The sequence below is a fragment of the Polaromonas sp. P1_H6 genome (genome assembly GCF_056405195.1).
Map to the genome: position 1 here is coordinate 119414 of NZ_JBFUCN010000005.1, position 13412 is coordinate 132825.

Annotated in this window: 14 protein-coding genes; 3 read left to right on the forward strand and 11 right to left on the reverse strand. The window is 64.3% G+C overall.

What is annotated here, in order from left to right; all coding sequences use genetic code 11:
- The first annotated feature begins 37 nt into the window (after positions 1 to 37).
- The 3 genes from AC1D1F_RS06735 to AC1D1F_RS06745 are packed head-to-tail and all read left to right on the forward strand — an operon-like array spanning position 38 to position 2888.
- Complete coding sequence (locus AC1D1F_RS06735; RefSeq protein ID WP_477675308.1) at positions 38 to 730, forward strand: arylesterase; 693 nt, start codon at positions 38 to 40, stop codon at positions 728 to 730.
- Positions 727 to 1794: a tRNA 2-selenouridine(34) synthase MnmH gene (gene mnmH / locus AC1D1F_RS06740; RefSeq protein WP_477675309.1), complete on the forward strand. Its 1068-nt coding sequence runs from the start codon at positions 727 to 729 to the stop codon at positions 1792 to 1794. Before AC1D1F_RS06735 ends, mnmH begins: the two co-directional genes overlap by 4 nt.
- Positions 1791 to 2888, forward strand: coding sequence for an SMP-30/gluconolactonase/LRE family protein (locus tag AC1D1F_RS06745; protein WP_477696644.1), 1098 nt, complete (start codon positions 1791 to 1793; stop codon positions 2886 to 2888). The genes mnmH and AC1D1F_RS06745 overlap by 4 nt, the downstream gene beginning before the upstream one ends.
- A 131-nt stretch (positions 2889 to 3019) precedes the next feature.
- Here AC1D1F_RS06745 and AC1D1F_RS06750 read toward each other — a convergent pair whose 3' ends face one another.
- The 11 genes from AC1D1F_RS06750 to der form a co-directional block, all read right to left on the reverse strand.
- Positions 3020 to 3205 (reverse strand): hypothetical protein, encoded by a 186-nt coding sequence (locus AC1D1F_RS06750; RefSeq protein WP_477652077.1) that lies wholly within the window; start codon positions 3203 to 3205, stop codon positions 3020 to 3022.
- An 81-nt stretch (positions 3206 to 3286) separates the two neighbouring features.
- Entirely contained in the window at positions 3287 to 4465 is a 1179-nt protein-coding gene (locus AC1D1F_RS06755) for a PLP-dependent transferase (protein ID WP_477675311.1), read from the reverse strand.
- 184 nt (positions 4466 to 4649) lie between these two features.
- Positions 4650 to 5174: a phosphoribosyltransferase gene (locus AC1D1F_RS06760; RefSeq protein ID WP_411877599.1), complete on the reverse strand. Its 525-nt coding sequence runs from the start codon at positions 5172 to 5174 to the stop codon at positions 4650 to 4652.
- Positions 5175 to 5258: 84 nt separating this feature from the next.
- Positions 5259 to 6602 carry an adenylosuccinate synthase gene (locus AC1D1F_RS06765; protein WP_477652079.1) on the reverse strand — a complete coding sequence of 448 codons (1344 nt, stop codon included), beginning with the start codon at positions 6600 to 6602 and terminating at the stop codon, positions 5259 to 5261.
- Between the two features lie 53 nt (positions 6603 to 6655).
- Positions 6656 to 7846: an ATP phosphoribosyltransferase regulatory subunit gene (locus AC1D1F_RS06770; RefSeq protein ID WP_477675312.1), complete on the reverse strand. Its 1191-nt coding sequence runs from the start codon at positions 7844 to 7846 to the stop codon at positions 6656 to 6658.
- A 117-nt stretch (positions 7847 to 7963) separates the two neighbouring features.
- Positions 7964 to 8152 (reverse strand): DUF2065 domain-containing protein, encoded by a 189-nt coding sequence (locus AC1D1F_RS06775; protein ID WP_477675313.1) that lies wholly within the window; start codon positions 8150 to 8152, stop codon positions 7964 to 7966.
- Between the two features lie 6 nt (positions 8153 to 8158).
- The gene (gene hflC / locus AC1D1F_RS06780) at positions 8159 to 9061 is read right to left on the reverse strand and encodes a protease modulator HflC (protein ID WP_436154375.1); all 903 of its coding nucleotides are present in this window, start codon (positions 9059 to 9061) and stop codon (positions 8159 to 8161) included.
- Positions 9062 to 9072: 11 nt separating this feature from the next.
- Positions 9073 to 10497, reverse strand: a complete 1425-nt coding sequence (gene hflK / locus AC1D1F_RS06785; protein WP_477696643.1) for an FtsH protease activity modulator HflK — start codon at positions 10495 to 10497, stop codon at positions 9073 to 9075.
- A 57-nt stretch (positions 10498 to 10554) separates the two neighbouring features.
- Positions 10555 to 11736 carry a GTPase HflX gene (gene hflX / locus AC1D1F_RS06790; RefSeq protein ID WP_477675328.1) on the reverse strand — a complete coding sequence of 394 codons (1182 nt, stop codon included), beginning with the start codon at positions 11734 to 11736 and terminating at the stop codon, positions 10555 to 10557.
- On the reverse strand, positions 11733 to 11984 hold the full coding sequence (gene hfq, locus AC1D1F_RS06795) for an RNA chaperone Hfq (protein ID WP_007871209.1): 252 nt from the start codon (positions 11982 to 11984) through the stop codon (positions 11733 to 11735). Before hfq ends, hflX begins: the two co-directional genes overlap by 4 nt.
- 69 nt (positions 11985 to 12053) lie before the next feature.
- Positions 12054 to 13397, reverse strand: coding sequence for a ribosome biogenesis GTPase Der (gene der, locus AC1D1F_RS06800; RefSeq protein ID WP_477675315.1), 1344 nt, complete (start codon positions 13395 to 13397; stop codon positions 12054 to 12056).
- Between the last annotated feature and the right edge of the window lie 15 nt (positions 13398 to 13412).

The window sequence follows — 13412 nt, forward strand, 5'->3', positions numbered from 1 at the left end:
CACCGCGGGTTCAAACATGTCAGCCTTGTCAGAAAATATGAAATCCGACTTTACCAAGCTTGCCATCCAAACGGCGAGCCGCCTGGTAAAACCTTTGGCCGCGCTGCTCGCGGCCGCCTTGCTGGGCGCGGTGCCGGCCGCCCACGCGCAGGCGCCCGCCTCCGCCGCCCAGGCCACTACCGTGCTGGTCGTCGGTGACTCCCTGAGCGCCGAATACGGCCTCAAGCGCGGAACGGGCTGGGTGCCTCTGCTGGAAAAGCAGCTGGCTGACGAGAAAAAGAACGCCCGGGTCGTCAACGCCAGCATCAGCGGCGACACCACCTCGGGCGGCCGCTCACGCCTGCCGGCCCTGCTGGCGCAGCACAAGCCCGCCGTGGTGGTGATAGAGCTGGGCGGCAATGACGCCCTGCGCGGCCTGCCGCTGGACATGACCGAGCAAAACCTCAGCGCGATGACGCAGGCCGCCAAAAAGGCCGGCGCGCGCGTGCTGTTGGTCGGGATGCAGGTGCCGCCCAACTACGGCAGTGCCTACGCGGCAACCTTTTCGGGGCTGTTCACCAAGATCGCCAAGGCGGAAAAGGTCGCGCTGGTGCCGTTTTTCCTGAAAGGCATCGCGGACGCCACCGACCCGGTGGCCAGCTTCCAGGCCGACCGCATCCACCCCAACGAGCAATCGCAGGCCCGCATGCTGGCCAATGTGTGGCCCGAACTCAAGAAACTGATCAAGTGACGCTTGAACGTATTTCCGCCGAAGAAGCGCTTTCCGCGCTGGGCCGCTACTCCGACGTCATCGATGCCCGCAGCGAGGGCGAATACGCCGAAGACCATCTGCCCGGCGCGCTGAATTGGCCCAGCCTGCACGACGAGGAGCGGAAGATCGTCGGCACCAAATACAAGCAGATCAGCCAGTTCGAGGCCAAAAAACTGGGGGCGGCACTGGTGGCGAAAAACATCGCCGAACACATACAGCGTGACGTGCTCGACAAGCCACGTGAATGGCAGCCCCTGCTCTACTGCTGGCGCGGCGGCAAACGCAGCGGCTCGCTGGCGCTGGTGCTGGACCAGATCGGCTTCAGGGTCACGCTGGTGGACGGCGGCTACAAGGCCTTCCGGGCGGCGCTGCTGGCCGACCTGCCGCAACTGGCCGCGCGCCTGCGCTACCGGGTGGTCTGCGGCCCCACCGGCTCGGGCAAGACCCGGCTGCTGCAGGCCCTGGCAGACCAAGGCGCGCAGGTACTGGACCTGGAGGCGCTGGCCAACCACCGCAGCTCGGTGCTGGGTGCGATTCCCGGCGTTCAGCAGCCCAGGCAGAAAGCCTTTGACAGCGGCATCTGGTCCGCCTTGCGCGGCTTCGACCCGGCCAGGCCGGTCTATGTTGAAAGCGAAAGTAAAAAGGTCGGCAACGTGGCGGTGCCCGATGGCCTGATCGCTGCCATGCGGGCCAGCCCCTGCCTGCAGATCGAGCTTTCGGAGGACGAGCGCGTCGCGCTGCTGCTGGAGGACTATGCCTTTTTCGTGCAGGACATCGAACACTTCTGCGAACGCCTGGGCGCCTTGACGGAGGCCCGCGGCAAGGCCGTGGTGCAGGACTGGCAGGCGCGCGCCCGCGGCGGCGACGTGGCCTCTGTGGTCCGCGAACTGCTCACCCTTCACTACGACCCGGGCTATGCACGCTCCATGGAGCGCAACTTCAGCCAGTACCCCAAGGCCACGGCGCTCCGCGCGGCCGACCGGTCGAAGCAGACCCTGGGGGGGCTGGCGGAAGCGATTCTCAGGGAGGAGAAAACACCATGAAAAAAATCCTTGCCGCCATCGGTATCGCCCTGGCCGGGCTGGCCGCCTACCTGTGCCTGTGGCCGGTGCCCGTCGCGCCGCAAAGCTGGGAAGCGCCCACGGCACCCGGCTACAGCGGCCCTTTCGCCGCCAACAACAAACTCGCCAAGCTGAAAACCATCCCGCTGGGGGCCGAAGCAGGTCCTGAACATTTGGTAGTGGCCCGGGATGGAAAACTCTACGCCACGGTGGCCAGCGGCGCCATCCTGCGGATGAATCCCGACGGGAGCGGCCAGGAAGTGGTGGTCAACACCGGTGGCCGCGTACTTGGTTTTGATTTCGATGCCGCCGGTAATCTCATCGCCGCCGATGCGTTCAAAGGCCTGCTGTCGATTTCGCCGGACAGGAAAGTGACGGTGCTGGCGGACAAGTCCGGTGGCAGCCCGATTCTGTATGCCAATGCGGTGGTGGTGGCACGCAATGGCAAGGTGTACTTCAGCGACGCATCCACCCGCTTTGGGGCCCGGCAATGGGGCGGCACCTTCGAAGCCAGCATTCTCGACATCCTGGAGCAGTCCGCCACCGGCCGGGTCATTGAGTACGACCCGGCGACCCTAGCCACCCGCGTCGTGGCCAAGGGCCTGAGCTTTGCCAACGGCGTGGCCTTGAGCCAGGACGAGCGCTCGCTGTTTGTGGCCGAAACCGGCAGATACCGCATCTGGAAACTGCCGGTGGATGCGCGGGAACAGGACGTCGGCCAGCCCGGCAGCGGCCTCCAGCCACTTTTTGACAATCTGCCGGGCTACCCCGACAACCTGATGCGTGGCCTGGACGGCAAGGTATGGGTGGGCCTCGTCAAGCCGCGCAACCCGACGATTGACGGCCTGGCCCGCAAGCCCTTCATGCGCAAGCTCATACTGCGCCTGCCTCGCGCCTTGTGGCCTATTCCCAAGGCCTATGGCCACGTGGTGGCGTTCACGGAAGAAGGAAAAGTGGTGGCCGACCTGCAGGACCCGACAGGTGCCTATCCCGAAACAACCGCCGTGACGGAGACGGCGGACAGGCTGTATGTGCAAAGCCTGCATGCCAGGGAACTGGGCTGGTTACCTAAATAGACTGGCGATGCCGTCCGGCAAAAGCGCCGGCCATCAACAAAAAAACCCGGCAACACGCTGGGTGTTCCGGGTTTTCGAGGGGTATGAGCTGGTAACCGTTTACGCTCATCCTTCACTGGAAATTTGAAAGTTCAGGGCGCCGGGTCAGCGGGTGGCACGCCAGCCGGCGCATCGCCGTCATTGGGCGGCGCATCGTTCCCATCGTCAGCTACATCATCCGGCTTGCCCTCGGCCTTGCGCTTGAGCTTTTCTTCTTTTTTGCGTTTTTTCGCAAGCTCTTTCTGGCGCTTTTCGTAGGAATAGTTGGGAGTTGCCACTGCGTGCTTTCATCTGAATAAGTAAGCCTTACTGTACTGCATTGCCGCCACTGGATACCAGGCGTTTGCCCCGCTTTTGGATCAGGCTTTTTCCAGGGCCTGCGCAATGTCGGCCCGCAGGTCGGCGACGGCCTCCAGGCCTACCGAAAAGCGCACCAGGCCGCCTTTGTAGGGCCAGGGCGTGGTGCGTAGCGCCGGGATGTCGTACGGAGCGCACAAGCTCATGGGGCCGGCCCAGCTGTAACCTAGTTTAAAAAGTTTCAGGCTGTCACAAAAACGGTCCACCTGTGCCTGGGTGAACTCCGGCTTGAAGACGGCGCTCATGAGGCAGGCGGCACCGCTACAGTCGCGCTTCCAGACCTCATGGCCGGGCGATCCGGGCAAGGCCGGGTGCAATACGGTGGCGATCTGGGATTGGCCGGCCAGCCAGCCGGCCAGTTCCCGCGTGGCGGCGTCCTGGGCCGCGTAGCGCAAGGCCATGCTGTTAAGGCCGCGCAGCACCAGTTCGGCATCGTTGCCGCCTATGCCGTAGCCGACGCGCATGTGGCAGAAGTGGACCAGGTGGTGCAGCGCTTCGTCGCGCGTGACGACGGAGCCCATCAGCACATCGGCGCCGCCGCTGGGGTATTTGGTCAGCGCCTGGACCGAGATGTCCAGGCCGAGATCAAAAGCGTTGAAAGCCAGGCCCGCACCCCAGGTGTTGTCGAGCGCGGTCACGATGCCTGCGGGGTGGGTATCCTTGTGCGCCTTGACGGCAGCGACCAGCGCGGGCATGTCGGGGAATTCCAGCGTGATGGAGCCCGGCGCCTCTATCCACACCAGCCGGGTTTTCGGGCCCAGCTTGGCGGCCAGGTCGGCGGGGTTCATCGCGTCGTAAAAGCGGTGGGTGATGCCCCAGGCGGCCAGCTCGCCCTGCGCAAAGCTCTTGTTGGGCCCGTAGGCGTTGTCGGGAATCAGCAGCTCGTCGCCGGCCTTGAGCAGCGCCATGCCGACCAGCACCACGGCCGCCAGGCCGCTGGGCACCAGCGTGCAGTACTTGCCGCCCTCCAGGGTGGCGACGCGCTCTTCTAGCGTGAAGGTGGTGGGCGTGCCGTGCAGGCCGTAGGTGTAGCCGGTCTTGTGCTTCCAGTCCCGGCTGCGCAGCGCGGCGACGGTGGGAAAAGCGATGGTGGAAGCCTTGTAGACGCCAGGCGGAATCGCGTCAAACCCGGCGGGCGGCTTGTAGGGGTGGTGGATCAGGGTGGTGGAAATGTCGCTCATGACCGCATATTAACGGCAAGCTCAGAGGCTTGAAGAGCAGCAGAACAAAAGCCGCGCCCGTAAGGCCGTCCCCATCCAAGCAAGGGCCGCGGAATCGGCTTTGCCGGGCCGCAGGCGCAGCGGCCCCTTTCTCAGTGCGAGGGGCAGGGAGCTGCCGCAGGCTCGAAGTGAGCGACCGTGGGGGCTAAATCTTCCACTTCGCCATCAGCTGCGCCGGTGACAGCGAGTCATAGCCCTCAAACGGCTGGTGAATCCAGGGATTGGTGGGCAGCAGTTCGACCGAATAATCAGGCTGGAAAGTGGAAACACCCTTGGTCCAGATCACGGCGCTGCGCAGCTCGGTGATGGGCTTGTAGTTGTTCTTGAGCTGGTGGATCACGGCGTTGAGCGTGTGGCCGGAATCGGCCAGATCGTCGACCAGCAGCACCTTGCCGGCGATCTCGCCCTTGGGCGTTGTGATGAAGCGGGCGATGTCGAGGTTGCCCTGCGTCATGCCGGCATCGGCACGGTAGGAGCTGGTGGACATGATGGCCAGCGGCTTGTCGAAGATGCGCGACAGGATGTCGCCGGGGCGCATGCCGCCGCGGGCCAGGCACAGGATGGTGTCGAATTGCCAGCCGGACTGGTGGATCTTGATGGCCAGTTTCTCGATCAGGTTGTGGTATTCGTCATAGCTCACATAGAGATGCTTGCCGTCTTCTGTCAACATGGGTGGCGCTCCTGATGTATTCGCTGCCTGCGCCCGTTTCAGGGGGCGGCAGGCTGTTTGGCTAAAGCTGTGGCGGGTATCCGGTCAAGCGGCGGCGTAGGGGTTGCGCAGCAGGATGGTGTGGTCGCGGTCCGGGCTGGTGGAGATCATGTCGATGGGCACGCCGGTCACTTCCTCGATGCGGTGCAGGTATTTTTGCGCGGCCGCGGGCAGCTTGTCGTACTCCGTGACGCCGACCGTGCTCTGGCTCCAGCCGGGCATGGTTTCGTAGATCGGCTTGCAGCGCTCGATCTCTTCGGCACCCATGGGCAGGATGTCGGTGATGTGGCCGTCGAGTTCGTAGCCGGTGCACAGCTTGAGTTCGTCGATGCCGTCGAGCACGTCGAGTTTGGTGATGCACAGGCCCGACAGGCCGTTGACCTGGGCCGAGCGCTTGAGCAGCGCGGCGTCGAACCAGCCGCAGCGGCGGCTGCGCCCGGTGGTCACGCCTTTTTCGGCCCCCACGGTGCTCAGGTGGTAGCCCACGGTGCCGGGTTTTTCCCAGTCGAGCTCGGTCGGGAACGGCCCGCCGCCCACACGCGTGCAATAGGCCTTGGTGATGCCCAGGATGTAGTGCAGCATGCCCGGGCCCACGCCGGCGCCGGCAGCGGCATTGCCGGCCACGCAGTTGCTGGAGGTGACGTAGGGATAGGTGCCGTGGTCGACGTCGAGCAAGGTGCCCTGCGCGCCTTCGAAAAGCAGGTTGGCGCCGTCGCTATGCGCGTCGTTGAGTTCACGCGAGACGTCGGCCATCATGGGCTTGAGCAGTTCGGCGTGGCGCATGGCTTCGGCGTAGACGGTGTCGAAATCGATGGCCGGGGCATGCAGGTAGCCGGTCAGCACGAAGTTGTGCAGCTCCAGCAGGTCGCGCAGCTTGGCGGCGAAGCGGTCGGGGTATTTGAGGTCCTGCACGCGCAGCGCGCGGCGGGCGATCTTGTCTTCATAGGCGGGGCCTATGCCTCGGCCGGTGGTGCCGATCTTGGTGGTGCCGCCCTTTTCGCGGTAGGCTTCGCGCGCGATGTCGAGCGCGGCGTGGAAAGGCAGGATCAGCGGGCAGGCTTCGCTGATGCGCAGGCGCGAACGGACTTCAACGCCGGCTTTTTCCAGGCCTTCAATTTCCTCGAAAAGCTTGGCGGCCGACAGCACCACGCCATTGCCGATGTAGCACTTCACGCCGGGACGCATGATGCCGCTGGGGATCAGGTGCAGCGCCGTTTTGACGCCGTTGATAACCAGCGTGTGGCCGGCGTTGTGGCCGCCCTGGAAGCGCACCACGCCCTGAGACATCTCGGTGAGCCAGTCGACCAGCTTGCCCTTGCCTTCGTCGCCCCACTGGGTGCCCACGACCACGACATTGCGGCCCGCGTCTGCGGTTTGTTTGTTTGTCATCTTCAATTCTCGTTAAGGTGTGTTGGGATCAAGCCGGATGGGGCACGCGGCCCTCACGCGGCTTTCTTCAGGGGCTGGACCACCCATTGACCGGCAACCTGGGCCAGTTCGCGGTCGCAATCGAATTCATTGACTTCATGTTCATGGCCTGGCAGCACGCAAGCCACGGTTTCGCCGCCGGCACGCAGCCGGGCAATGGCCGCGCGCAGGCCGGCGTCTTCGCTCCACGGCGCGCGTATGGCGGCCTTCAGAGGCCGGGGCGGCAGCACGCTGACAAGCTCCTTCAGGTCCAGGCTGAAGCCGGCCGCCGGACGGTTGCGGCCGAACACGGCGCCGACTTCGTCATAACGGCCGCCGCGCGCCAGTTCGGCGCCCTGCCCGTAAATGGCAAAACGCGTGCCGCTGTAGTAGGCGTAGCCGCGCAGGTCGGCCAGGTCGAAGCTGACCTTGACTTCGCCTTTTTCGCCGCCGGTGTGGGCCGCCAGCCATTTGAGGTTTTGCAGCGCGGCCTTGAGGCCGGTCGAGGGCGGCAAGGCTTTTTCGGCTTCGGCCAGGACTTTCTCATCGCCGTAGAGCTGCAGAAGTGCCTTGAGGCCGGCGCGCGCTTCGGCGGAAATGCCGCTGCTCGGGCTGGCAGTGAGGCTGTCGAGCTCGCTCGCATCCTTGGCTGCCAGCGCGGTGTGGATGAGTGCCAGGGTCTTGCCGTTGACGGTGGCGCCGGCCAGCAGGCTGTTGACGATGCGCACGTCGGCCATGTCAACGCTCAAGGCGGTCACGCCAGCCGCTTTGAGGCCCTCAAGCGCCAGCTGCTGGGCTTCCAAGTCGGCTTCCAGCCCGGCATGGCCGTAGATCTCAGCGCCGAACTGCAGCGGCTCGCGGGTCGCGTGGGGGCGGTCTGTGCGGGTGTGCAGCACCGGGCCGCAGTAGCAGAGGCGGGCCACGCCGCTGCGATTGAGCAAATGGGCATCGATGCGGGCGACCTGGGGGGTGGTGTCGGCGCGCAGGCCCAGGGTGCGGCCGGAAAGCTGGTCGACCAGCTTGAAAGTCTGCAGGTCCAGTGCTTCGCCGGTGCCGGTCAGCAGCGACTCGAGGTGCTCGAGCAGCGGCGGCATGACCAGTTCATAGCCGTAGCTGCGGGCGGTGTCCAGGAACAGGCGGCGCAGCTCTTCGATGTGGCGCGCCTCGGAGGGCAGGACATCGGCAATTTGATCGGGCAATTGCCATGATGACGACCAGGCGGGCATTGTAATTTTCGTGGGCTGTTAAAAACAGCATTTTACCGGGCTTGAAGCCGGTTTTCGGCTTGCCGGAGACTGATAAGGCCCCCGGGACGAAATAGTGGTGCGGCTGTGAGGCGGAATTCAGGCCAGCACGGCCAGCAGGACCAAGCCCGCCGCGATGCTGCACAGCCCAAAGAAGCGGATCTGGCCGTTGCCCAGGGTGAGGATTTGCTCGAACATGCGGCGCCAGCCGCCGGGAGAGATGAAAGGCAACAGGCCCTCGATGACCAGCATCAAGGCCAGTGCCAGCCAGAAGGTGTTGCCGTCCACGCCGGCTTATTTTTTGGCCGGTGCGGCGCTGCCGGAGCCCGGGCCGCGCATCGCCTTGAAGAAGTCGGACGAAGGATCGAGCACCATCACGTCGCTTTTCTTGCTGAAGCTGGCTTTGTAGGCATCGAGGCTGCGGTAGAACTGGGCGAACTGCGGGTCGCGCCCGAACGATTCGGCATAGGTGCGGGCGGCTTCGGCATCGCCCTCGCCCTTGACCTTTTGCGCATCGCGGTAGGCGTTGGCGATGGTCACTTCGCGCTGGCGGTCGGCGTCGGCGCGGATTTTTTCGCCTTCTGCCAAACCGGTGGAGCGCAGTTCATTGGCCACGCGCTGGCGCTCTGCCACCATGCGCTTGTAGACGGAATCGGTGATGGCTTCCACATAGTCCACGCGCGTGATGCGCACGTCGACCACGTCCATGCCCCAGGGCTTGGCGCCCTGCACGGCCTGCAGCACTTCGCGCTTGACGTCGGCCATCAGCGCTTCGCGCTTGAGCGACAGCAGGTCCTTCACGGTGCGCTTGTTGATCTCTTCCTGAAAGGCGTTGCGGACCACGCGGTTGAGCTGGTTGGCGCCGGCTTTTTCATCGAGGCCGACGTTGCGGATGTAGTCGCTGGGCTGGGTGATGCGCCAGCGCACGTACCAGTCGATCACGACGCGCTGCTTTTCGGCCGTCAGCATGGGCTCGGCGTCGACGCTGTCGAGCACCAGCAGGCGCTTGTCGATGTAGGAGACGTTCTGGAACGGCGGCGGCATCTTGAAATGCAGGCCGGGTTCGGTGACCACGTCCTTGATCTGCCCCAGGGCGTAGACCACGCCGAACTGGCGTTGGTCGACCACGAATAGCGTGGAACTGAGCAGTGCCAGGAGGACCAGCAGCGAGGAAACAATAAATCCAACTCTATTCACGATCGTCTTCCTTAGCGTGTTTCACGGTCGCGCGAACGGGCGGAGTCGCGTGAACGGGCATCGAGGGGTGGCAGGCTGGAGGTGGGCGCGGCGGGCGTGGATGAAGAGGCCGAGCCGGGGATCAGCGGTGTTTCGCCGGGAACCGCGGCATCGCCGCCCTGGGAGCTCATCTGCATGATCTTGTCCAGCGGCAGGTACAGCAGGTTGCTGCCCTGGCGGGAGTCGACCAGCACCTTGGTGACGTTGGTATAGACCTGCTGCATGGTGTCGGTATACATGCGGTCGCGCGTGACCTGGGGCGCCTTCTGGTATTCGGCCAGCACCGAGCGGAAGCGCTGCGCGTCACCCTGGGCCTGTGCCACGATCTTGGCCTTGTAGGCTTCGGACTCTTCTTTCAGGCGCGAGGCGGAACCGACGGCGCGCGGGATCACGTTGTTGGCATAGGCCTGGGCGTCGTTCTTGGCACGCTCGCGTTCCTGGCCTGCCTTGAGCACGTCGTCGAAGGCCGACTGCACCTGCTCGGGCGGACGCACGCCGCTTTGCTGCAGGTTGATGCCAACGACTTCCACGCCGACCTTGTAGCGGTCCAGGATGGTTTGCATCAGGGTGCGCACGCGCGGGCCGATCTGGTCGCGCTCGTCGGCGAGTGCCAAATCCATTTTCATCTTGCCGACAACTTCGCGCACGGCGGTCTCGGCGGCTTGCACCACCGCGGCGGCCGGGTCCTTGCTCTCAAACAGGTAGGCGCGCGCGTCGTTCAGGCGGTACTGCACGGCGAATTTGATCTCGACGATGTTTTCGTCCTCGGTCAGCATGGCGGAGTCGCGCAGGCCGGTGGCCTTGATGATGACGTCGCGGCCGATGTCCACCGAACGGATTTGCGTGACCACGACGATCTCGTGGCGCTGGACCGGGTAAGGCAGGCGCCAGTTAAAGCCAGCGCCCACGGTGGAGTGGTATTTGCCGAACTGGGTGATGACGGCCTGCTGGCCTTCCTGGACGATGAAAAACCCGGTTCCCAGCCAGATCAGCGCGGCGACGCTGGCGATCAGGCCGACGCCGATGCCGGCGCTTTTCATGTCGGGCTGGAAGCCGCCGTTATTTCCGCCGCCTCCGCCGCCGTTGCCGCGGCCGAAACCGCCGCGATTGGGGTTGTTCTTGCCGCCGCCGAAAAGGCCGCCCAGCTTACGGTTGAAGTCGCGCCAGAGTTCGTCGAGGTCGGGGGGGCCCTGGTTGGGGCCCTGCCCTTGCGGGCGATTGGCGGGTCGGGTCGGCTGCTTGTCGTCCCGGGGTGCCTCGGGCTTGCTGTCGTCGGACGAGGCTTTGTCGTCGTCCCGGCCCCAGCGCGGATCATTGAGGTTGAACATGCCTTGGGCGCGATGCCTGAGCCGGCCTGGCAAGGTCGTCAAAGTCTGCAGCACGGGGTTCAGATTCATGGGATCAAACTCACTTTTTTTCATTACACCGACATTGTGCCTAATGAATTCGCCATATCAGGCAAGGTCCTCGGCAGTCAGGGGGATTTCCTCGGCCGGCGGGTTGGCCGCATAACCGGCCAGCAAGGCCCGCAGAAGCGGCAGGCCCTCGCCTGTCTGGGCGCTCACGAACACCCGTTCAACGCTGCGGCTGGAGCCCTCAAACGCGTCCCTGAGTTCGAACATGTCCTGCAGGTGCAGGGGGAAGTTGTTCTTTTCAATGGCATCCAGCTTGTTGAACACCAATATTTGCGGCACATCGGCCGCGCCGATCTCCGAGAGCACGCGCTGCACCTGTTCGATCTGCTCAAGGTAGTCGGGATTGGCGCCGTCCACCACGTGCAGCAGCAGGTCGGCATCGGCCGCCTCCTGCAGGGTCGCGGCGAAGGCGTCTATCAAGCCGTGCGGCAGGTCGCGGATAAAACCCACGGTGTCCGAGAGCGACACCGAACGCCCGGCATCGCCCAGGTAGAGCTGCCGCGTGGTGGTGTCCAGCGTGGCGAACAGCTGGTCGGCCGCATAGGCGCGCGCCTTGACCAGCGCATTGAAGAGCGTGGACTTGCCCGCGTTGGTGTAGCCCACCAGGGAAATCGTGAAGGAATTGCGGCGCTCGCGCTGCTTGCGCTGGGTCTGCCGCTGCTTCTTGACCTTGCCCAGGCGCTCCTTGGTGCGTTTGATGGCGTCGCCGATCATGCGCTTGTCGAGCTCGATCTGCTTTTCACCGGGACCGCCGCGCACGCCGGCACCGCCGGTCTGCCGCTCCAGGTGGGACCAGCGCCGCACCAGGCGCGTGGACATGTATTGCAGCCTGGCAAGTTCGACCTGCAACTTGCCCTCGTGGCTGCGCGCGCGCTGGGCGAAAATTTCGAGAATCAGCAGGGTCCGGTCGTTGACCGGCATGTCCAGGTGGCGCTCCAGGTTGCGCTGTTGCGCCGGGCTCAAGGACTGGTCGAACAAGACTTCGGTGGCACCGGTGTCCAGCGCCATCAGCTTGATTTCGTCGGCCTTGCCGCTGCCGATGAACAAGGCGGCGTCGGGCGCCTTGCGCTTGCAGGTGACGCGCGCAACCGGCTGCAGGCCCGCTGTTTGCGCGAGCAAACCCAGTTCCTGCAGGCCAGCATCAAAGTTCGGGAATCCGAGATCCACCCCGACAAGAAGCACAAGGGGTTTCGGGTTCACCGGAGCATTGAAAGAACTCAGCTGGCGGGGCTTTCTTCAGACTCGCTGGTCGCGAAATTCACCGCGCGGCCCGGAACGATGGTGGAGATCGCATGCTTGTAGACCATCTGGGTCACAGTGTTGCGAAGCAGGACCACGTATTGATCGAAGGATTCGATCTGGCCTTGCAATTTGATCCCGTTGACGAGATAGATGGATACAGGAACATGCTCGCGACGCAAGGTGTTGAGAAATGGATCCTGCAAGAGCTGGCCTTTGTTATTGCTCACGATATTTTCCGTGTTCAAAAGTTAATAGAACCTGACCTTACCACAGGGCGTGGGCCCGGCCATGTAGTCCTAGGCCGATTCCTTGTCCTTAAAGGGGTTGTGCGAGCTTTTCATCTGGATCCGCAGGGGCGTGCCGACCAGGTCGAACTCCTTGCGGAAGCGCCCTTCGAGGTAGCGTTTGTACGACTCGGTGACGTGCTCCAGCGAATTGCCGTGGATGATGATGATGGGCGGGTTCATGCCGCCCTGGTGGGCGTAACGCAGCTTGGGGCGGGACACGCCGGACCGCTGGGGCTGCTGGAATTGCACCGCCTCGAGCAGCAACCGGGTCAGCACCGGGGTGGACATCTTGCGGTTGGCCGAGGCATGGGCCTGCACGATGGACTTCCAGACCGGGCCCAGGCCCTGGCGCTTGATGGCCGAAATCGGATGGATGGAGGCGAACTTGAGGAAGCCCAGCCGGGTTTCGATGGAACGCTCCAGCAGTTCGCGCTGGTAGGAGTCCACCGCATCCGATTTGTTGACGGCCAGGACCACCGAACGCCCGCTTTCCAGGATGTAGCCGGCGATGTGGGCATCCTGGTCGGTCACGCCCTGGGTGGCGTCCAGCAGCAAGAGCACCACATTGGCGTTTTCAATGGCCTGCAGGGTCTTGACGACGGAAAACTTCTCGATGGCCTCGAAGACCTTGCCTTTGCGGCGCAGCCCGGCGGTGTCGATGAGCTCAAACTTCTGCCCGGCGCGTTCAAAAGGCACCGAAATGGCGTCCCGGGTCGTGCCGGGCAGGTCAAAGGCCACCAGGCGCTCTTCGCCCAGCCAGGTGTTGATCAGTGTGGATTTCCCGACATTGGGGCGTCCGGCCACGGCCAGGCGGATGACGGAGGGATCCTGAGGCTCGGCTTCTTCTTCCGGGTCGGGCAGCTTGAGCGGCGCCAGCGCCATGTCGACCAGCGAGCGCATGCCCTGGCCGTGCGAGGCGGAAACCGGCAGCACCTCGCCCAGGCCCAGCTCGAAGAACTCGGACAGCTGCACGCCTTCGGTCATGCCCTCGGCCTTGTTGGCCGTCAGCACCGTGGGCTTGCCCAGCTTGCGCAGGTATTTGGCGATGTCGTGGTCCTGCGCGCTGATGCCGGCGCGGGCATCGACCACAAACACCACCACGTCGGCCTCGGCGACCGCCTGCCGGGTCTGCTTGGCCATTTCCTTGTAGATGCCGGAGGCCGCGTCGGGCTCAAAGCCGCCGGTGTCGATCACGATGTATTCGTGGGGGCCCAGCTTGCCGTTACCGTAATGACGATCCCGCGTCAGGCCGGCAAAGTCGGCCACGATCGCATCCCGCGTCTTGGTCAGCCGGTTGAAAAGCGTCGACTTGCCCACGTTGGGGCGGCCGACTAGCGCAATGACAGGTTTCATCAATCAGTTTCAGGC